General features: G+C 56.4%; 17 protein-coding genes. 12 read left to right on the forward strand and 5 right to left on the reverse strand.

The genetic code is table 11. From position 1 onward, the window contains the following. Nucleotides 1-123 precede the first annotated feature (123 nt). Nucleotides 124-702, reverse strand: a complete 579-nt coding sequence (locus AC2FLG_RS01855; RefSeq protein WP_142634243.1) for a lytic transglycosylase domain-containing protein — start codon at nt 700-702, stop codon at nt 124-126. A 207-nt stretch (nt 703-909) separates the two neighbouring features. Here AC2FLG_RS01855 and ssb point away from each other — a divergent pair, with 207 nt between their 5' ends. Continuing rightward, a complete protein-coding gene (gene ssb / locus AC2FLG_RS01860; protein ID WP_142634245.1) occupies nt 910-1,407 on the forward strand; it encodes a single-stranded DNA-binding protein in 498 nt (165 codons plus the stop codon). A gap of 18 nt (nt 1,408-1,425) precedes the next feature. Next, nucleotides 1,426-2,496, forward strand: coding sequence for a site-2 protease family protein (locus AC2FLG_RS01865; RefSeq protein ID WP_496695193.1), 1,071 nt, complete (start codon nt 1,426-1,428; stop codon nt 2,494-2,496). Here the strand turns inward: AC2FLG_RS01865 and aroB are convergent, their stop codons facing one another. Both aroB and AC2FLG_RS01875 read right to left on the reverse strand, forming a co-directional pair. Then, nucleotides 2,497-3,603 carry a 3-dehydroquinate synthase gene (gene aroB / locus AC2FLG_RS01870; protein WP_496700826.1) on the reverse strand — a complete coding sequence of 369 codons (1,107 nt, stop codon included), beginning with the start codon at nt 3,601-3,603 and terminating at the stop codon, nt 2,497-2,499. After that, nucleotides 3,604-4,191: a shikimate kinase gene (locus AC2FLG_RS01875; protein ID WP_281972216.1), complete on the reverse strand. Its 588-nt coding sequence runs from the start codon at nt 4,189-4,191 to the stop codon at nt 3,604-3,606. It abuts the gene before it with no gap. A gap of 79 nt (nt 4,192-4,270) precedes the next feature. Between AC2FLG_RS01875 and AC2FLG_RS01880 the strand changes: the two genes are divergently transcribed. The 10 genes from AC2FLG_RS01880 (at nt 4,271) to AC2FLG_RS01925 (ending at nt 16,241) form a co-directional block, all read left to right on the forward strand. Further along, entirely contained in the window at nt 4,271-4,420 is a 150-nt protein-coding gene (locus tag AC2FLG_RS01880; protein WP_185956616.1) for a hypothetical protein, read from the forward strand. Then, a complete protein-coding gene (locus tag AC2FLG_RS01885) occupies nt 4,410-5,933 on the forward strand; it encodes a hypothetical protein (RefSeq protein ID WP_496690678.1) in 1,524 nt (507 codons plus the stop codon). Before AC2FLG_RS01880 ends, AC2FLG_RS01885 begins: the two co-directional genes overlap by 11 nt. A gap of 2 nt (nt 5,934-5,935) precedes the next feature. Next, on the forward strand, nt 5,936-6,889 hold the full coding sequence (locus tag AC2FLG_RS01890) for a site-specific tyrosine recombinase XerD (RefSeq protein WP_496677775.1): 954 nt from the start codon (nt 5,936-5,938) through the stop codon (nt 6,887-6,889). A 63-nt stretch (nt 6,890-6,952) separates the two neighbouring features. Continuing rightward, a complete protein-coding gene (locus AC2FLG_RS01895; RefSeq protein WP_142634257.1) occupies nt 6,953-8,260 on the forward strand; it encodes an HlyC/CorC family transporter in 1,308 nt (435 codons plus the stop codon). A 93-nt stretch (nt 8,261-8,353) separates the two neighbouring features. Then, nucleotides 8,354-10,771, forward strand: a complete 2,418-nt coding sequence (locus tag AC2FLG_RS01900) for a GcvT family protein (protein ID WP_496704777.1) — start codon at nt 8,354-8,356, stop codon at nt 10,769-10,771. 31 nt (nt 10,772-10,802) lie between these two features. Then, nucleotides 10,803-11,402, forward strand: coding sequence for a nucleotidyltransferase family protein (locus AC2FLG_RS01905; RefSeq protein WP_496704779.1), 600 nt, complete (start codon nt 10,803-10,805; stop codon nt 11,400-11,402). Nucleotides 11,403-12,155: 753 nt separating this feature from the next. Further along, the gene (locus tag AC2FLG_RS01910) at nt 12,156-13,592 is read left to right on the forward strand and encodes a Do family serine endopeptidase (RefSeq protein ID WP_282021323.1); all 1,437 of its coding nucleotides are present in this window, start codon (nt 12,156-12,158) and stop codon (nt 13,590-13,592) included. A 183-nt stretch (nt 13,593-13,775) separates the two neighbouring features. Continuing rightward, the gene (locus AC2FLG_RS01915; RefSeq protein WP_142634264.1) at nt 13,776-14,456 is read left to right on the forward strand and encodes a response regulator transcription factor; all 681 of its coding nucleotides are present in this window, start codon (nt 13,776-13,778) and stop codon (nt 14,454-14,456) included. Then, nucleotides 14,449-15,819, forward strand: a complete 1,371-nt coding sequence (locus AC2FLG_RS01920; RefSeq protein WP_496704782.1) for a sensor histidine kinase — start codon at nt 14,449-14,451, stop codon at nt 15,817-15,819. The genes AC2FLG_RS01915 and AC2FLG_RS01920 overlap by 8 nt, the downstream gene beginning before the upstream one ends. Before the next feature lie 74 nt (nt 15,820-15,893). Then, the gene (locus tag AC2FLG_RS01925; protein ID WP_496687709.1) at nt 15,894-16,241 is read left to right on the forward strand and encodes a TfoX/Sxy family protein; all 348 of its coding nucleotides are present in this window, start codon (nt 15,894-15,896) and stop codon (nt 16,239-16,241) included. 54 nt (nt 16,242-16,295) lie between these two features. On the opposite strand, the gene ndk is transcribed toward AC2FLG_RS01925, so the two are convergent. Both ndk and AC2FLG_RS01935 read right to left on the reverse strand, forming a co-directional pair. Then, a complete protein-coding gene (ndk, locus tag AC2FLG_RS01930) occupies nt 16,296-16,718 on the reverse strand; it encodes a nucleoside-diphosphate kinase (protein WP_142634270.1) in 423 nt (140 codons plus the stop codon). Nucleotides 16,719-16,834: 116 nt separating this feature from the next. Further along, a complete protein-coding gene (locus AC2FLG_RS01935) occupies nt 16,835-18,037 on the reverse strand; it encodes a multidrug effflux MFS transporter (protein ID WP_496700815.1) in 1,203 nt (400 codons plus the stop codon). Nucleotides 18,038-18,124 lie beyond the last annotated feature (87 nt).

The raw sequence follows: 18,124 nt of genomic DNA on the forward strand, positions 1-18,124 counted from the left end.
AAGGGCGTCGGTAAGGTGGTTCCGGCGCCCTAATTAAGCGACACGACCTCGAGCAGCCTGTCACTGAACGCGCTGATTTGGCCAAGCCGCATCACCTGTTGATCCGGCAATTCATCGGGCGGCCTAACCGCCCCAAATCACCTTCACGTAATTCTGGGTTTCCTTGTAGGGTGGTACGCCACCGTGTTTTTCAACAGCCTGAGGTCCGGCATTATAGGCGGCCAGCGCAAGCCGCCAGGATTTGAACTTGCGGTATTGCCAGGACAAATACCGGGCCCCACCTTCAAGATTCTGTTTCGGGTCGCGCGGGTTCACGCCCAATAATTGCGCGGTCCCGGGCATCAACTGGGCCAGACCCAACGCGCCTTTATGTGACACGGCATGCGGATTCCATCCACTTTCCTGCTGAACAAGGCGCAGGAACAGCTCTTCGGGAACATCGTGTTTACGAGCCGCTTGCCGCGCCATCGTCAGGTACTCACCCCGATAGTTGCCGGAATATCGCTTACTGAATTGTGGTTGAGGCGTCTTAGGCTTCAACCGATCTGAATCGCGGTACTGGGTGGCCGCACGGCCGTCCAAATATTTGGATTGCTTCAGAAAAATGTCCTTACGGCTTTTGGTAGACAGCGTATCCGCCGCAGCGAGTCCACAGGTCAACGCAAAGCATAGAACCGATAAAAAACAAAATCTGAAACGCATTAATGCCTGTCCCGCACTGTCACGAACCCGAGTGAGTATATGTATTTCAGCCAATAATGAAAGCATGGTAAATTTTCTCTGTGCAAACTCCCGACCAGTTCATTTCTCATGATCCATGTTCCAACCATGGTTCAGGGCGTATAGGGTCTCAGAAATACACAGCGCCAGATTCGGGCGCACTCAAGTCAGTTAAGAACGGGGAAATACATGGCGGGTTCTGTCAACAAGGTCATTCTGGTAGGAAATCTGGGGCGCGATCCCGAGGTACGGTCGTTCCAGAACGGTGGCAAGGTTTGCAATCTGCGCATCGCCACTTCCGAGACCTGGAAAGACCGCAACACCGGCGAACGCCGCGAGCGGACAGAATGGCACTCGGTCGCGATTTTTTCAGAACCATTGGCCCGCATTGCCGAGCAATATCTGCGCAAGGGCAGCAAAGTTTATATCGAAGGTCAGCTGGAAACCCGCAAGTGGCAGGATCAGTCCGGTCAGGACCGCTATAGCACTGAGGTGGTTTTGCGCCCCTATCGCGGCGAGCTGACTTTGCTGGATGCGCGTGGAGAAGGCGGCGGCGGTGGCGGTGGTCAATCCGGCGGTTACGGTGGCGGCCAGGCAGGTGGTGGCTATGGTGACCCCTATGGCGGACAATCCAGCGCCCCGGCACCCGCATCTGGTGGAATAGACGACGACGAGATTCCGTTCTAGGCACACCGGAGACACATCATGACATGGTCCTTCTCGCTCGGCCGACTATTGGGGTCGGAACTGAAGGTCCATGTCACTTTTTTCCTCTTGTTGGCATGGGTTGGATTCGCTGCCTATTCTACCGGAGGGATGCAGGCCGCGATCGGGAACCTGATTTTCGTGCTTGCCCTTTTTGCATGTGTGGTCGCGCATGAGTTTGGTCATGCGCTGATGGCGCGGCGCTATGGCATAAAAACTCCGGACATTACTTTATTGCCGATCGGCGGTCTTGCCCGATTGGAACGGATGCCAGAGAACCCCATGCAAGAGGTATCGGTGGCTTTGGCCGGTCCTGCAGTAAACGTCATCATCTGGATCATCCTCGTCTTTTTGGGCGCAGGAATGCCATTTGAAACACTCGCCAATATTGATTCACCCGAGACCGGGCTTTTGAACCGCCTCGCCTATGTGAACCTTCTTCTGGCCGCCTTTAATCTCATCCCCGCATTCCCGATGGATGGTGGACGCGTTTTTCGCGCGCTGCTCTGCCTGAGGATGGATCGGGTCAAAGCCACGCGCATTGCCGCATTTGCCGGTCAGATAGTGGCAGTAGGATTGGGGTTTCTGGGGCTAAGCACAGGCAATCCGTTGTTGGTTCTGATCGCGGTTTTTGTATTCGTTGCCGCCAATGCAGAAAGCCAGGACGTCGCAATGCGATCAGTGGCGCGTCAGGTTCTGGCCCGCGACGCCATGATCACCGAGTTTCACGCCCTATCGCCAACCGACACGCTTGCGACCGCCGCTCAAGCAGTTATTCACACCACTCAGCATGAATTTCCATTGTTGGATGCAACAGGGAAACTGCAGGGCTTTGTCACGCGCGACCGGCTGTTTGCTGCCCTCGCCAAAGATATTCCCCGGTCAGAATTGGCCAGTTCAATCATGGTTGAGGATATCCCGACAGTGACCCTGAGCAGCGGGTTGGAAGCGGTTCTGAAACAGTTCCACGGGGGTGCCCCCGCAGTTGCCGTCTGCACGCGGTCAGATCAAATGGTCGGCTATATTACCCGTGAAAATATTGGCGAGTTAATGATCATTCGCGGGCGTTGATCAACCCAGCGCGTCCTTGAGGACACTCAAAACCGCATCCCGCGGAACATCCGACGTGACAAATGCCTGCCCGATGCCTCGGGCCAGAATGAAACGCAGCTGGCCATCGATAACCTTCTTGTCCTGCGCCATCAGCTCGACCAGCGCTTCGGCGTCGGGCAAATCCCCGTGGATATCGGAAATGTCGGTTTTCATGCCCATCGCACGCAGATGTGCCCGAACCCTGCTTGGGTCCTCTTGCGAACATAAACCAAGTCGCGCCGACAGTTCGAATGCCAGTGCGCATCCAATCGCAACGCCTTCACCATGCAGCAAACGATCAGAATACCCGGTCGCAGCCTCAAGCGCATGACAGAACGTATGCCCGAGATTCAGCAGGGCGCGATCCCCCTGTTCGGTCTCATCACGAGCGACGATGTCGGCTTTCATCTGAACGGATCGGGTGACGGCCCGAACCCGCGCGGCCATATCCCCGCCCGAGACATCGAGGCCATTGCTCTCGAGCCATTCAAAGAATGCCGCATCCCCCAACAGCCCGTATTTTACGACCTCACCATAGCCGGACAGGAAATCCCGGTCGGTCATTGTGTCCAGAACCGAAGTATCCGCCAGCACCAGTGAGGGTTGATGAAATGCGCCAATCAGGTTCTTGCCCTGCGGTGCGTTGATCCCGGTTTTGCCGCCAACCGAACTGTCGACCTGCGCAAGCAGCGAAGTTGGTATCTGAACAAACCGTACGCCCCGGCGCAAAACGGCCGCGGCAAATCCGGCGAGATCACCTATAACCCCACCTCCGAACGCAACCACCACGTCACGCCGCTCGATTTTCTCGGCCAACAGCCATTCGACCGCACGCTCAAAATGCGGCCAGCTTTTGGTCGCTTCGCCCGCGGGCAGCGCCAATGCGGACATTTCGATCCCTGCGCTGGCCAACCCATCCCGCAACGCGTCAAGATGCAGGCTCGCCACGTTTTCATCGGTTAGAACCGCTACTTTGGGTCGCGGCAGCAAAGGCGCTATGCGCTGACCGGCCTGCGTAAGCAGATCGGGGCCGATCTCGACATCATAGGACCGATCCCCAAGCTCAACATGTACGGTTTGGTGCATCTAATTCCGTTCCAAAACATCAGGTCGCGTCATCAGAGCTTTGACGACACGCTCTACCATATCTTCAATCGAGACATCCCCGTCGGACGAAACCGCCAGATCGGCGCGTTCATAGATCGGAACACGCTGATCGTACAATGCACGAAGGGTCGCAAACGGGTTTTCGGTGCGCAAAAGCGGGCGCGTATCCTTGTGACGAACGCGGTTCCACAACACACCCAAATCGGCGCGCAACCAAACGGACACCCCGCGTTGAGTGATCATGTCGCGGTTTTGTTCAGTCATAAAGGCACCGCCGCCAGTAGAAAGGATACCTTTTTCCTCGACCAAAAGCCGCCCGATGACCTGGCTTTCCTTGCTGCGAAAAAAGGCTTCGCCATCACGCTCGAATATCTCGGGGATGGTCATGTTGGCCGCTGATTCGATTTCGGCATCGCTATCGAGGAAAGGAACCCGCAACCGAGCGGCCAAAGCGCGGCCTACGGCGGTCTTTCCGGCCCCCATCATACCTACAAGCACCACTGTTTTGTGCAGTGTATAGTCCGAAACGGCAGATGCCGCATGGGTGTTATGCTTAATTTCGCTCATTTCATCGTGAATGACGTGATCTTAGGAAAAATGCCAGTTATAACTTGGTCAAAAGAGAAAATTGAGGCAGCGTTTGACCATGGGCCGTCTGATCAAGTTCCTGATATATCTGATTTGCCTGTGTTTCATCGGGCTGGTGGGATATGTCTACCTGGGTGAGTTTTTTGGTGCAGATTTCTCTGCGCCGCAAAGCGAGGTCAGGGAGCCGGTAATACTGAATGTCGAATAAAGTGGCGGTGGTTGCGCTGTTTCTTGCAGGAACAGCGCAGGCGCAGCAGGAACCCCTTTCTGTTATTGAATGGCTGGCCAATCCTCCGGAAAATCTTCCGGGGACGGTTTTGCTTGAGCCACCCGTGGCGCAGCCCGGCGGTCAGCCCGATGTTCTTGTGACCCCACTTCAGGCATTGTCACAACCCCTGGGCCTGGTTGCTTCGACTGTCACAGGATTGCCTGTCGACATGTGGCAGAACAGCGATCCCCAACGCCTGTCCGAACTGATCGAAAGCGTCCCGGTCAAGTATAACCCTGCAATGCAGCGTTTGCTGTTCACGTTGCTTTTAACCGAAGCTCGGGCACCGACGTCCAGTAAAGGGGAAGAGATTTTGCTTTTGGCGCGGCTCGACCGCCTCATGCATCTTGGCGCTGCAGACCCCACGCAATCATTGGTACAGCTGGCAGGCCCGACGAACAGTCTTGACCGATTTCAACGCTGGTTCGACGCCACCCTTCTGACCGGGGATGAAGATCGCAGTTGCACGGCGCTGATTGCTCAGCCGCATTTGTCACGGGACTATGCCGCTCAGATTTTCTGCAAGGCCCGGCGTGGGGATTGGGACTCGGCCGCTCTCACGCTTGAGGCAGCCCATGCCCTACAGGTTCTGGCACCACAAGAGCTGGAGGTTCTGGACAGGTTTCTAAGCCCCGAACTGTACGAAGATGCCGAGTATCTGCCGCAACCGGACGACCCGTCGCCCCTGATGTTCCGCTTGTTCGAAGCTATTGGCGAACGTTTGCCCTCGGCTGCTTTGCCTCGCGTCTTCGCAAATGCGGATCTGCGGGATGTTGCGGGCTGGAAGGCTCAGGTCGAAGCCGCAGAACGGTTGACCCGCGTTGGGGCGCTTACGCCAAATCAACTGCTGGGGCTCTATACAGAACGGTCTCCGGCTGCGTCTGGAGCCGTATGGGACCGGGTATCGTCGATACAGCGGTTCGAAAAAGCACTGGATTCTGGCAATTCGGCAAAGATCGCCAAAGCTCTGCCGGTGGTTTGGAACCAGATGCGCAATATCGGCCTGGAAGTGCCATTCGCTGAACTTTTCGCCGGGCGCCTCTCTCAGGTCAAACTACAGAAACCCGCGGCCGAGGATCTGCGGTGGCGCATTCTGTTGCTGTCAGATCTATATGAAACAGCGGCGTTGTCGGCTCCGGACAATTCTGAAGAAAGTCAGTTTCTGGCTGCGCTGGCTCAGGGTGATCCGGGGCGCGCGCCCTCCCCTTCGCCGCTGGCGGATGCCGTTGCAGAGGGGTTTGCATGGGCGGCGCCGGTGCCAACCGATATTGGCAACATGCTGGACGAAGGCCGCCTCGGTGAGGCGCTTCTGGAGACGATGGTCCTGTTTGCCCATGGATCGCGGGGAAATCTGGTCGACCTGACAGCTGCCATGGCAACCCTGCGCCGGGTCGGTCTAGAAGATACCGCGCGCCGCGCCGCGCTGAACCTGCTGATCCTGCAGGGCAAGTGATCATGACGTCTCCGGGCTCTGACGAAATCTGGATTTCGACCTTTCTGGAAGCACAGGCCGCCGAGTTAGGCGCTGCCCAAAATACGCTTGTTGCCTATGGCCGCGATCTCAAGGATTTTGCGGCCTGGCTGCGGCGCCGGAAAATTGGGTTTGCCGAGGCCGACGCCAAGCAGGTTGAGGATTACCTGATCAGTTGCGACGCACAGGGATTGGCTCAATCCACCCGCGCCCGCCGTTTGTCTGCCATAAAACAGATTTATCGGTTCGCATTCGAGGAAGGCTGGCGTTCGACAAACCCCGCGATCAAGATCAAAGGCCCAGGACGGCCAAAGCGGCTGCCGAAAACTCTGGATGTATCCGAGGTGGACCGGTTATTGGTTGCTGCGCGCGAAAGCGGGCGAAACAACATCGAAAAGCTGCGCAATACCTGCCTGATGGAAATCCTGTATGCCACCGGGATGCGTGTCACTGAACTGGTATCGTTGCCGGTGTCATCGGCGCGCGGCGATCCGAGGATGCTCTTGGTATTGGGAAAAGGCGGCAAAGAGCGGATGGTTCCACTGTCCCCTCCGGCTCGACAGGCGCTTTCGGCATGGTTGGCGGCTCGGGATGAGACTGAGGAAAAGCGTGTTACAAAGGGTGGGCAGAGTTCCCGATTTCTTTTTCCCTCACGTGGCAAGGCCGGGCATCTGACACGGCATATGTTCTATCATCTGATCAAGGAACTGGCGGTTCACGGTGGGGTCTCGCCCGAAAAGGTTACACCTCACACCTTGCGTCACGCTTTTGCGACACATCTTCTTGCCAACGGTGCCGATTTGCGATCGATCCAAACATTGCTTGGTCACGCGGATGTGGCGACCACAGAAATCTATACTCATGTCCTGGAAGAACGGCTGGCTGAACTGGTGTTGCAGCATCACCCATTAGCTAAAGATCCAGTTGAAAAGGGCTAACTCCTTGATCCAGTCAAGCCGCGCCCCCATAACAGACGCAGAAACACAAGCAGCTAAGGACCGATGGAACCCTCAACTTCTCTGATCGACGGCACATTCTGGCTTACGTCCGGTGCCATATTGCTATTGCTCTTCTTATCGGGGTTTTTCTCGGGTTCTGAAACGGCTCTGACGGCCTCGTCACGCGGCAAGCTGCGGGCGCAGGCGGACAAAGGGTCGCGCGGGGCGCAGAAGGCGCTGGACATCACCGACGACAACGAACGGCTGATCGGATCGGTTTTGCTGGGCAACAACCTGGTCAACATTCTTGCGGCCTCGTTGGCCACAGCGATGTTCACGCGCCTCTTTGGCGAAAGCGGCGTAGCATTGGCAACCCTGGTCATGACCTTGCTGGTTCTGATTTTTGCTGAAGTTTTGCCCAAGACTTATGCCATAACCAATTCGGAAAAAGCGGCATCCGCCGTTGCTCCGATCATCAGCGTGGTTGTCACCCTATTCTCACCGGTCGTTTCGGCCGTACGCCTATTGGTACGGGGAGTTTTACGCCTCTTCGGTGTACAGATCGACCCGGATAGCAACATTCTGGCCGTGCGCGACGAAATCGTTGGGGCCCTGCATCTGGGCCATTCCGAAGGCGTGGTCGAGAAGGAAGACCGTGACCGCATTCTTGGCGCTTTGGATCTGGGTGAACGTGCGGTTGAAGAGATCATGCTCCATCGTTCGAATATCGAGATGGTTGATGCGGATGACGCTCCCGAGGCGATCCTGAAACAATGCCTTGAAAGCCCCCATACACGCCTGCCTGTCTTTAGGGACGAACCAGAAAACATCGTTGGGGTTGTTCACGCCAAAGACCTGTTCCGCGCTATGTATGCTCATGCAGGAAGCAGCGAACGTGAAAACAACCGACTGAAAGAGTTCGATGTCTCAAAGGTAGCGAACGCCCCTTATTTTGTGCCTGAAACGACCACTCTGGACGATCAGATGCGGGAATTCCTGCGGATGCATAGCCATTTTGCGCTGGTGGTCGACGAATATGGTTCACTCAGGGGTCTAATCACGCTTGAAGATATCCTCGAAGAAATCGTCGGCGAGATTGCTGATGAGTTTGATATTGATGAGGACGTCCCGGTAACGCGAACCGAAGACGGCCAGTACCTTGTTGAAGGCGCCATGACGATCCGCGATGTAAACCGCGCGATGGAATGGTCTTTGCCCGACGAAGAGGCCAATACCGTGGCCGGTCTGGTCATCCACGAAGCGCAGATGATCCCGATCACGGGTCAGGTATTCTCGTTCCACGGTTTCAGATTCGAAGTCGTCGCGCGCGAAGGCAACAGGATCACAGAGCTGAAGATCCGTCCCCTCTGATCCTCTCGCCGCGACAGCCTATGTCGTGAACGGAACAGTATCCCTGGTTCTGCGATTGCAGGCTTTGACTATATCGCAAGGGGAGACTGTGACGTGAAGACAACAACTCAGGTAGCTGTAATCGGTGGCGGCGTTGTCGGGTGTTCGGTTCTTTATCACCTGACCAAGCTGGGCTGGTCGGATGTGATGCTGCTGGAGCGATCCGAATTGACCAGTGGCTCGACCTGGCACGCGGCGGGTGGTTTCCACACATTGAACGGCGACACTAATATGGCCGCACTGCAAGGCTATACGATCCGGCTGTATAAAGAGCTGGAAGAGATCACCGGCATGTCCTGTGGCCTGCACCACGTTGGCGGCATAACGTTGGCCGACGACCGCGACCGGTTTGACATGCTCCTGGCCGAACGTGCCAAGCACCGCTTTATGGGGTTAGAGACCGAAATCGTAGGCCCTGAAGAGATAAGGAAAATCGCACCGATCACCAATACCGACGGCATCATCGGCGCGCTCTATGATCCGCTGGACGGGCATCTTGATCCGTCCGGAACCACCCATGCCTATGCCAAAGCGGCGCGGATGGGCGGCGCAACAATCGAAACCCATTGCATGGTGCACGAAACAAATCAGCGCCCCGATGGCACTTGGGATGTGGTCACCAACAAGGGCACGATTCACACCGAACATGTGGTCAACGCTGGTGGGCTCTGGGCGCGCGAGGTTGGCGCCATGGCCGGTGTCTATTTCCCGCTGCATCCGATGGAACATCAGTACCTGGTCACCGACTCGATCCCCCAAATCGAGGCAATTATCGACGCAGGCGGCGAACATCCCCATGTCATGGATCCCGCCGGCGAAAGCTATCTGCGGCAAGAGGGACGCGGTCTGTGCATCGGCTTTTATGAACAAACCTGCAGGCCCTGGGCTGTCGACGGCACCTCGTGGGATTTCGGTCACGAGCTTCTTCCCGATGATTTCGACAAGATCACCGATAGTATTGAATTCGCCTATCGCCGCTTTCCTGTTCTGGCCGAGGCTGGTGTGAAATCGGTGATCCACGGGCCGTTTACCTTTGCACCGGACGGCAATCCTCTGGTCGGGCCGGTTCCGGGGTTGCGCAACTATTGGTCGGCCTGCGGCGTGATGGCCGGGTTCAGCCAGGGCGGCGGCGTTGGTCTGACACTGGCGCAATGGATGATTGAGGGTGAGCCAGAGCGCGACGTCTTTGCGATGGACGTGGCGCGGTTCGGGGATTGGATCAGCCCAGGCTATACCCGTCCAAAGGTCATCGAGAACTATCAGAAGCGGTTCAGCGTCTCTTATCCGAACGAGGAATTGCCGGCAGCTCGCCCAGCCCGCACAACGCCGATGTATGATATCTTTACCGATCTTGGTGCTGTGTGGGGTCAGCAATACGGGCTTGAGGTGCCCAATTACTTCGCCCAGGGGGATGAACCGGGCTTTGAAACGCCCTCGTTCCGCCGATCCAACGCATTCGATGCCACCGGGCGCGAGGTTCGGGCCGTGCGATCAAGTGTTGGCATCAACGAAGTGCACAATTTTGGTAAATACCGCATTGTTGGACCTGCTGCCCGTGATTGGCTGGATCGGATCATGGCGGGCCGAATCCCCAAACCGGGCCGCGTGTCGCTAACCCCGATGCTATCTCCAAAGGGCAAGCTGATCGGTGATTTTACCGTTTCCTGTCTTGATGAGACCGAGTTCCGTCTGACCGCCTCCTACGGCTCTCAGGCGTTTCACATGCGCTGGTTCCTGCAAAATGCGCAGAATGGCGTGACTGTCGAAAACATCAGCGATCGGCAGAACGGGTTCCAGATCGCAGGCCCAAAAGCCACGCAGGTTTTGGCGGCCTGCACCCGTGATGACCTGAGCGGATTTCGGTTCCTCGATCTGCGCCGCATGACCGTTGGGATGACCGACTGTATCGTCCAGCGCGTCAGCTATACCGGCGATCTCGGGTACGAGATCTACTGCGATCCCATGGCACAAAGGCAGTTGTGGTGGACGCTATGGCAGGCCGGGCAAGAACACGGCATCGTCCCCTTTGGTATGCGCGCGATGATGAGCCTGCGACTGGACAAATTCTTTGGCTCCTGGATGCGAGAGTTCTCGCCCGATTACACGGCCGCAGAGACCGGTCTGGATCGGTTCATTTCATTCTCTAAGAACGCCGATTTCATTGGCCGCGCAGCTGCCGAGGCGGAACGCACCTCAGGCCCTGCCCGTCGGCTGGTCGCGTTCGAGGTCGATGCCGAGGACGCTGATGTCAACGCGTATGAGCCGATTTGGCTGGACGGAAAAGTCGCCGGGTTCTGCACTTCGGGTGGCTATTCACACTATGCAGGCAAGTCCATTGCCATGGGGTTTCTGCCAACAGACCGCGCTGTGGACGGGCTGGAAGTAAAAATCGAAATACTTGGCCAGTTGTGCAAGGCACGTGTGATCTCAGAACCGTTATTCGACGCCGATGGCGCGCGTATGAGGGGATGACACTGCTTTCATACGCCTGCATTGTCGGCGCATGACGCGAATACCCATCATCCTTCTGGCCGCCGGACAATCCCGGCGTATGCGAGGCGCAGATAAGCTGCTGCAAGAGATTGATGGCTGCCCGCTGCTGCTCCGTTCCGCCCAGACAGCACGGGCCGCATCGTCGGTTATTGTTGCCCTGCCGTCCAAGCCTCATCCCAGGTACGACGTGTTGCAGGGGCTGGACCTGCATCTGGTCGAAATCGCAGATGCGGAGGAAGGTATGAATGCAAGCTTACGAGGGGCTCTGTCCGCTGTTGGGCCAGAGGCCGAAGCCGTCATGGTTCTGCTATCTGACCTGCCTGAAATCACGCTGGATGACCTTCAGACGCTGATCAAGGCGACTAAGGCGTATCCGGATAAGCTGATCTGGCGCGGGTCGACCGCGTCAGGACAGCCTGGCCACCCTGTGATTTTCAGCCGTCTCCTGTTTGATCAAATCAGCCGCCTGACCGGAGACGAAGGCGCACAATCAGTGGTTCGGGACCATCAGGACAAGGTCCATCTATGTGTGCTCCCCGGCCAACATGCCGTGCTGGATCTGGACACGCCCGAAGCATGGGATATCTGGACCAAAAATCGCAACAGTTAAAACGAGTACGGCCCGGTCAATGAAGACCGGGCCGGTTACCCAATTAAGGACTACCACTTTTCACTGATCCTGAAAGCGCGTCCAGAACACACTAGGCATTCCGAATATTCCGCAACCGAACCTAAACAAGACCCCCTCGTTAACATGCCGCTCAGCGCTTCCAGAGACTGTGACAAGCCGTTGGCACCCCCTAGTGCCGCCGACTTCCCTTCGCTTGGGCAAGACCATCGTCACCTATCAGATGCTCTCAAACAACGTAAAATTGGCCTAAACTTGCATTTTCTGATGTTTCAGTTTGGTTTTTACGCAACATCTCTCTCAATGTGTTTCTACTATAGGTTGTTCGTCCGTGAAAATCTAAAAGCAAGTACATTCAATTTATCACAGACCATATATATAACATGTTCATAATATGATATGTTTCCGGCAAATTCAGCCTATGAGACCAGATCCACTCACAACCAATGGCTGTGTCATAAATCCATCAATTTCTGAGAGCTCGTTTTGTTTATCAAACAGATTTAATTCAACTAAAATCATCATTTGACTGCCGAACAGGCAACAATCCACCGATTCTCACCTTATGATTCGGAAGATTTCCGCGAATCTTTGCCACCCGACGCCGGGATAGAGCCTCTCGTTTGTGGCAAAATTAAGATTTATTAACCAACCAATCAGGAAAGTCACAGACTGATGCAGCATCTCTTGATCCAAGGCGCGGCCAGTGTCGCGTGCTTCAATCAGGAGACCAAAATGAGCATCCGTAAATCCTCTCTTCTTATGCCACGCACATCAAACTGGATAGGCGTCTCAGCGCTGAGTGCGGCATTGTTGGCGACGACCGCCCTGCCCTCGAAAGCTGACGAAGCGCTGGCTGATTTAGTTGAGAGCGTGTCACCTTCTGTCGTGACCATCATCGCGGAACAAAACGCCGCCAAGGGCCCGGAAACCGGACAGCAGTTTGATTTCGAAGGCCAACCATTCGGTGAATTCTTCAAACGCTTTGGCGTGCCTGAAGGGTTCGATGCCCCCCGTCGTGGTCCTTCTCAGGGTTTGGGGTCAGGTTTTGTACTGGATGAAGCCGGATACATCATTACGAACCATCACGTGGTCGACGATGCAGCGACCGTGACCGTTCGCCTGAATGATGACCGAACTTTTGAGGCTGAGGTGATCGGTACCGACCCGTTGACCGATATCGCGGTTCTCAAGATCGACGCGGGCGAGCCACTTCAGGCCGTAGAGCTTGGCAATAGCGATGTGATCCGTGTGGGCGAGGATGTTGTCGCCATCGGGAACCCGTTTGGCCTCAGCTCGACCGTGACGACCGGGATTGTATCGGCCAAGGACCGCAATATTTCGCAGGGACCTTATGCCGAGTTCATCCAGACGGATGCGGCCATCAACAAAGGCAATTCCGGTGGCCCGCTGTTCAACATGGATGGTGAGGTTATCGGCGTGAACTCGGCCATCTATTCCCCGAGCGGTGGGTCGGTCGGGTTGGGTTTTGCCGTCACGTCGAACATTGTGGACCATATTGCCGCGGATCTGCGCGATGATGGCCAGGTCAGCCGCGGTTGGCTGGGTGTGTCAATCCAGAATGTCAGCCCTCAGATCGCTGCGGCGATGGGAATTGATGCCTCAAACGGCGCATTGGTTTCGGACGTTGTAGCCAACAGCCCTGCCGAAGGCGTCCTGGAACAGGGCGACGTCATCCTGACCTTTAACGGCGAACCCGTCGCGTCCAGCAGCGACCTGCCGATCCTTGTCGGAACTACCAAGGTTGGAACAGAAAGCACGCTTACAGTTTTGCGTAACGGCAGTGAGCAAGACATAAAGTTGACGATTGGACAGCATCAGTCCGCATCGGCCGAAATGGACAAGTCAGTGGATGAAGGCATTTCGGGCACCGCCCTGGGCGTCACCGTTGCACCACTAACAGAAACCAACCGTGCGGAACTGGGCGTGGCCGAGAATATTGACGGTGTGATCGTCACGGACCTGAAACCGGACAGCCCTGCAGCCAAAGCCGGTCTTCAGCGTGGCGACGTGATCGTGAAGCTAGGCAACCAGGATACGGCCACTCCTGACGCACTGAAAGACGCGCTGGACAGCGAAAAAACCGATCCCGCGCTTGTCCTGATCAACCGTGGCGGCAACCAGATCTTTGTTGCGGTGGAAATCGCCTGATCGAACACCTGCGCGCGCCACGTGATGGGGAGATCTGGCGGGCGCCTCTCTGGCATGATTGAATTGTCCGCAATCTGCCGGAGCAGCCGGGTGCGCAACGACGCACCCGGCATCTAAACCGGTCAAATCTTGTACTTTGTTTGAAAAATTGTGTTTAAGTTCCGGTAGAAAGGATTTCAGATCATGAGCCGACGCCTGTTGATCGTTGAAGATGATGAAGACACCCGGGAATTCATAGCAAAAGGATTCAGCGAGGAAGGATATGTCGTCGAACAGGCCGCGGATGGGCGCGAAGGGCTGTATCACGCCACAGATGGTGGCTTTGACGCCATCGTTCTGGACCGAATGCTGCCCGGTCTAGACGGCCTGTCACTGATCAAATCCATGCGCGCCGCGGGTCTGAAAACTCCGGTTCTGATGTTGACCGCAATGAGCGCGGTCGATGAGAGAGTCAAAGGCCTGAGGGCCGGTGCAGATGATTATCTGGTCAAACCGTTCTCTTTTCAGGAACTGCATGCGCGGATCGAGGCTCTGTTAAGACGCCCGCAGGAATCTGAGGAAAACCCGACCCTGACCTGCCGCGATCTGGATATGGATTTGCTGACCCGCAAAGTCACCCGCAACGGGCGAGAGATTACCTTGACACCGCGTGAATTTCAGATTTTGGAATTCTTCCTGAGACGCAAGAACCGTGTGGTGTCACGCACTATGTTGCTGGAAGGTGTCTGGGATTATCATTTCGACCCGAACACCAATGTGGTTGACGTCCATATCTCGAAACTGCGCCGCCAATTGGATGAAGGCGGAGAGATCCCGTTGATTGAAACAGTCCGGGGCGCAGGTTACATGATATCTGATGGATAACCTGCGGCTTTCGTTCAATAATTCCAGAACACGTTTGGTTCTGGCCAGCATGGTTCTGAGCACATTGCTGACAGCCACCGTGCTGGCCCTTGTCTATGTCACCGCAAATCGCAGTATCGAAAGCGAAACCCGCTCGGTGGTTTCCGCGGAATTGACCGGTCTGGCCGATGAATACGAAAGGCGCGGGCTCATCGGTTTGCTGACAGCCATCGAACGCCGTATTCCCACCGCCTCTGAACGGGATGCCCTTTACTTATTGACCGACCGCAACGGGACGAAATTGGCTGGCAACCTGAGGCAATGGCCCGATGACATCACTGCCGGAAGTGGTTGGGTCCAACTTGAGCTGCGACGCTCGGACAGCGAACAGCTGGTGCCAATCTCGGCTGCATCCATTCGTCTGCCGGGCGGAGAACGCCTGCTTGTCGGGCGGGATGCGTTGGCACGACAGCAGTTTGACCGTGTTCTTTTACGCTCGGTCGGCTTCGCGCTGGCAATCGCGCTGGCGCTGAGCGTCCTGACAGGCTGGCTGTTTACCAGGCTCGTCTTTTCGCGCTTGTCTGACATCGCCTCGACCGCAGAAAATATCGTTTCAGGCGACCTGTCGCGCAGGATGCCCTTGCGCGGGACCGGTGATGAATTCGATCAAGTTTCAGGTACGCTCAATACGATGTTGGACCGGATCGAGGAGTTGGTCAGCAATCTACGGACGACCTCGAATTCGATCGCGCATGATCTACGCTCTCCTTTGTCGCGGTTGAAACAGCGGGTCGAATCCCTGTCAGATAGCCGCAAATCCGAACAGGATCGCGAAATCGACATCGCGCGCGCGACGACCGAGGTTGATCATGTCCTGCGGGTTCTGGGTCAACTGACCGAGATTTCGCGCGCCGAGGCGGGTGTCGGGCGTGAGCAGTTCGAAGATCTGGACCTGCAGCAACTGGTGGCCGACGTGGTCGAGCTGTATGATCCGGTTGCCGCTGATCAGGGCGTAATGCTTGAGGTTACCGGGTCAACCACCCCCCTTCCCGGCCACCGACCCCTTTTGTCTCAGGCTTTGTCCAATCTGCTAGAAAATGCCCTGCGATATGCGCCTGATGGTACGACTGTCACGATCAATATTGCGGATGACGGCTTGTATACCAACCTCAGCGTGCGGGATCGCGGCCCCGGTGTACCACAGGACGATCTGGCCCGTCTGCAGATGCCCTTTGTGACACTCGATCCCGCCCGGACCGAGCGCAATGCAGGTCTGGGCCTAGCTTTGGTCGCAGCGATATCGCATATGCACAAAGGCATGTTCGACGCCCGCAACTGTGATCCGGGCCTTGAAGCCACTATTCGTCTGTCGCGCAAACCCTGATCCGGTAATCATGAACCGCAAAGGTAAAAAAGGATCGGGTGACAGTAATTCTGACACCGGTTAAAACGTCGATTATGTCTGACCCGATCTCAACTATCCGTAATCTCGGCCCGGCCTATGAACAGGCTTGCGCGCGTGCCGGTATCCACTCGGCCCAGCAACTGCGCGAGATAGGCCCCGACGCGGCCTACGCAAAACTCTTGCAGGCAGGATCGCGCCCTCATTTCATCGGCTATTATGTTTTGGTGATGGGGCTGCAAGGCCGCCCCTGGAACGATTGCAAAGGCGAAGAGAAAAAAGCCCTGCGGCAAAGGTTCGACGCAATCAAAGCCAGCAACAGCACTGCGCCGCAAACGAAGATGATCGCCGACTTGGATGCGATCGGCGTCCGGATATCTTCGGACGACTTGAAACCCGCATAGAAAAAGCCGCCCCCGACCCCGGGAGCGGCTTTATAGGCTTGATCTTAAAACAGATTAGCCGACTAGTTCGATGCCCGAGAAGAAATAGGCGATCTCAACCGCTGCGGTTTCCGGTGCGTCTGAACCGTGGACCGAGTTCTCGCCAACCGATTCAGCGAACTCAGCGCGGATGGTGCCGGGGGCCGCATCTGCGGGGTTGGTTGCGCCCATGACTTCGCGGTTCTTGGCAATGGCGCCTTCGCCTTCCAGAACCTGTACAATAACCGGCTCGGACGACATGAATTCACACAGTTCGTCATAGAACGGGCGCTCGGCGTGGACGTCATAGAACTTGCCAGCTTGTGCTTTGGTCATGTGAATGCGCTTTTGCGCTACGATGCGCAGACCGGCCTCTTCAAACTTGGCGTTGATCTTGCCAGTCAGGTTGCGGCGGGTTGCATCGGGTTTGATGATCGAGAATGTGCGTTCCAGTGCCATGTCGGCCTCTCCTTAAAATAGGGCGCGGGGCCCGCGCCGAAATCCATCGCGGGCCGCGTATCATGGTCTGTAGCTTATGAAAAGTGTTATGATGCCCTGCTCCGGCGCTTTGCCGGTCACAATGTGCCGGGCAACGGGTCCAGACGGTCGATCCTACGAACATAGAGCACGGCCAGAAGGCCGATAAAGCTGCACCCGCACATCATGCCAAGCACAAGAAAGGGTCCGTTTTCCGGGCTGACAAAGGCGCCGGTGATCGTGGTCAGAACCGCCCCCAGCGCAACGATCATTGCACCTGACAGGCCCGCCGCGCTGCCTGCCAGTTTGGGACGAACCGACATCACGCCCGACGATGCATTGGCGTTGGTCAGTCCATTGCCGAAACCGACACAGATGGCCGAGCCGAAAAAGACCCAAACCGTACCAAGCCCGACCCAAAACAGAAGCAGCCCGCAAAGCGGCCCTGCCGTGGCCACATTCCGCCCTATCAGGATCATCGTTGTTAACTGCGTCCGCGCCGCCAATCGGCCAGTGACAAAATTCCCGACCATGAACCCGCCGGTGATAATGCCGATCCCAAGACCCAGCATCGCGGGGCTCAGATCAAACCAAGCAGCTGCAACCAACGGTGCACCGGTGATAAAACTGAAAAAGCCGCCGATCGAAAATGCCGCGCATAGGGCATAACCCCAAAACCTTCGGGCGCGGAACAGATGCGGATATTCCTTCAGCTGCGCCGCGAATGTTGGGGCGCGGTTTATATTGGTCTCTCCCATATCAAACCACAGCAAAGCCAGCAGACCGGTGCCAAGTACGGAATACAGAACAAACCCCGAGCGCCAGCCAAACAGCATGTCCAACGCGCCGCCCAACATCGGCCCCAGCATTGGCGCCAACGCCATAGCCATTGCGACATAGCCCAGCTTGCTGGCCGCCTCGTTGGGGGGATAGCGGTCGCGGATTGAGGCGCTGGACAGCACAGACCCGGCGACGACCACAGCCTGAATGAGGCGAAAACCCAGAAACACCCAGATTGACCCAGCCAGCACGCAGCCGATGGATGCGACCACGAAGATCGACATGCAGATCAACAGGACCGGCCTGCGCCCATATCGATCCGACAGAGGACCCATAATCAGTTGCAGCACAGCAGAAACCGCCAGATATCCCGCAACCGCCAGATTCATAAGGCCGTAATCCACCTGAAAGTCCACGCTCATATGCGCCAGCGATGGCAGGAACATATTCAGCGTCAGCACCGACAACGCCGTGGCAAAGACCAGCGTGACCAACGACGGAGGTGTTCGGGCTGTATGCATGATGGAACCGTGTGAAAACTTCAGGCAAAACAGCGCTAACACATTGAATGCCGGTTGAACATGCAAGCTGCTGGCGGCGGCATAACG

The sequence above is a fragment of the Ruegeria sp. CDSA193 genome (assembly GCF_059611885.1).

What these genes read in the sequence shown, in the direction of transcription:
- AC2FLG_RS01855 (WP_142634243.1), bottom strand. Translation starts at nt 702, where the DNA reads ATGCGTTTCAGATTTTGTTTTTTATCGGTTCTATGCTTTGCGTTGACC.
- ssb (WP_142634245.1), top strand. Translation starts at nt 910, where the DNA reads ATGGCGGGTTCTGTCAACAAGGTCATTCTGGTAGGAAATCTGGGGCGC.
- AC2FLG_RS01865 (WP_496695193.1), top strand. Translation starts at nt 1,426, where the DNA reads ATGACATGGTCCTTCTCGCTCGGCCGACTATTGGGGTCGGAACTGAAG.
- aroB (WP_496700826.1), bottom strand. Translation starts at nt 3,603, where the DNA reads ATGCACCAAACCGTACATGTTGAGCTTGGGGATCGGTCCTATGATGTC.
- AC2FLG_RS01875 (WP_281972216.1), bottom strand. Translation starts at nt 4,191, where the DNA reads ATGAGCGAAATTAAGCATAACACCCATGCGGCATCTGCCGTTTCGGAC.
- AC2FLG_RS01880 (WP_185956616.1), top strand. Translation starts at nt 4,271, where the DNA reads ATGGGCCGTCTGATCAAGTTCCTGATATATCTGATTTGCCTGTGTTTC.
- AC2FLG_RS01885 (WP_496690678.1), top strand. Translation starts at nt 4,410, where the DNA reads ATGTCGAATAAAGTGGCGGTGGTTGCGCTGTTTCTTGCAGGAACAGCG.
- AC2FLG_RS01890 (WP_496677775.1), top strand. Translation starts at nt 5,936, where the DNA reads ATGACGTCTCCGGGCTCTGACGAAATCTGGATTTCGACCTTTCTGGAA.
- AC2FLG_RS01895 (WP_142634257.1), top strand. Translation starts at nt 6,953, where the DNA reads ATGGAACCCTCAACTTCTCTGATCGACGGCACATTCTGGCTTACGTCC.
- AC2FLG_RS01905 (WP_496704779.1), top strand. Translation starts at nt 10,803, where the DNA reads ATGACGCGAATACCCATCATCCTTCTGGCCGCCGGACAATCCCGGCGT.
- AC2FLG_RS01910 (WP_282021323.1), top strand. Translation starts at nt 12,156, where the DNA reads ATGAGCATCCGTAAATCCTCTCTTCTTATGCCACGCACATCAAACTGG.
- AC2FLG_RS01915 (WP_142634264.1), top strand. Translation starts at nt 13,776, where the DNA reads ATGAGCCGACGCCTGTTGATCGTTGAAGATGATGAAGACACCCGGGAA.
- AC2FLG_RS01920 (WP_496704782.1), top strand. Translation starts at nt 14,449, where the DNA reads ATGGATAACCTGCGGCTTTCGTTCAATAATTCCAGAACACGTTTGGTT.
- AC2FLG_RS01925 (WP_496687709.1), top strand. Translation starts at nt 15,894, where the DNA reads ATGTCTGACCCGATCTCAACTATCCGTAATCTCGGCCCGGCCTATGAA.
- ndk (WP_142634270.1), bottom strand. Translation starts at nt 16,718, where the DNA reads ATGGCACTGGAACGCACATTCTCGATCATCAAACCCGATGCAACCCGC.
- AC2FLG_RS01935 (WP_496700815.1), bottom strand. Translation starts at nt 18,037, where the DNA reads ATGCATACAGCCCGAACACCTCCGTCGTTGGTCACGCTGGTCTTTGCC.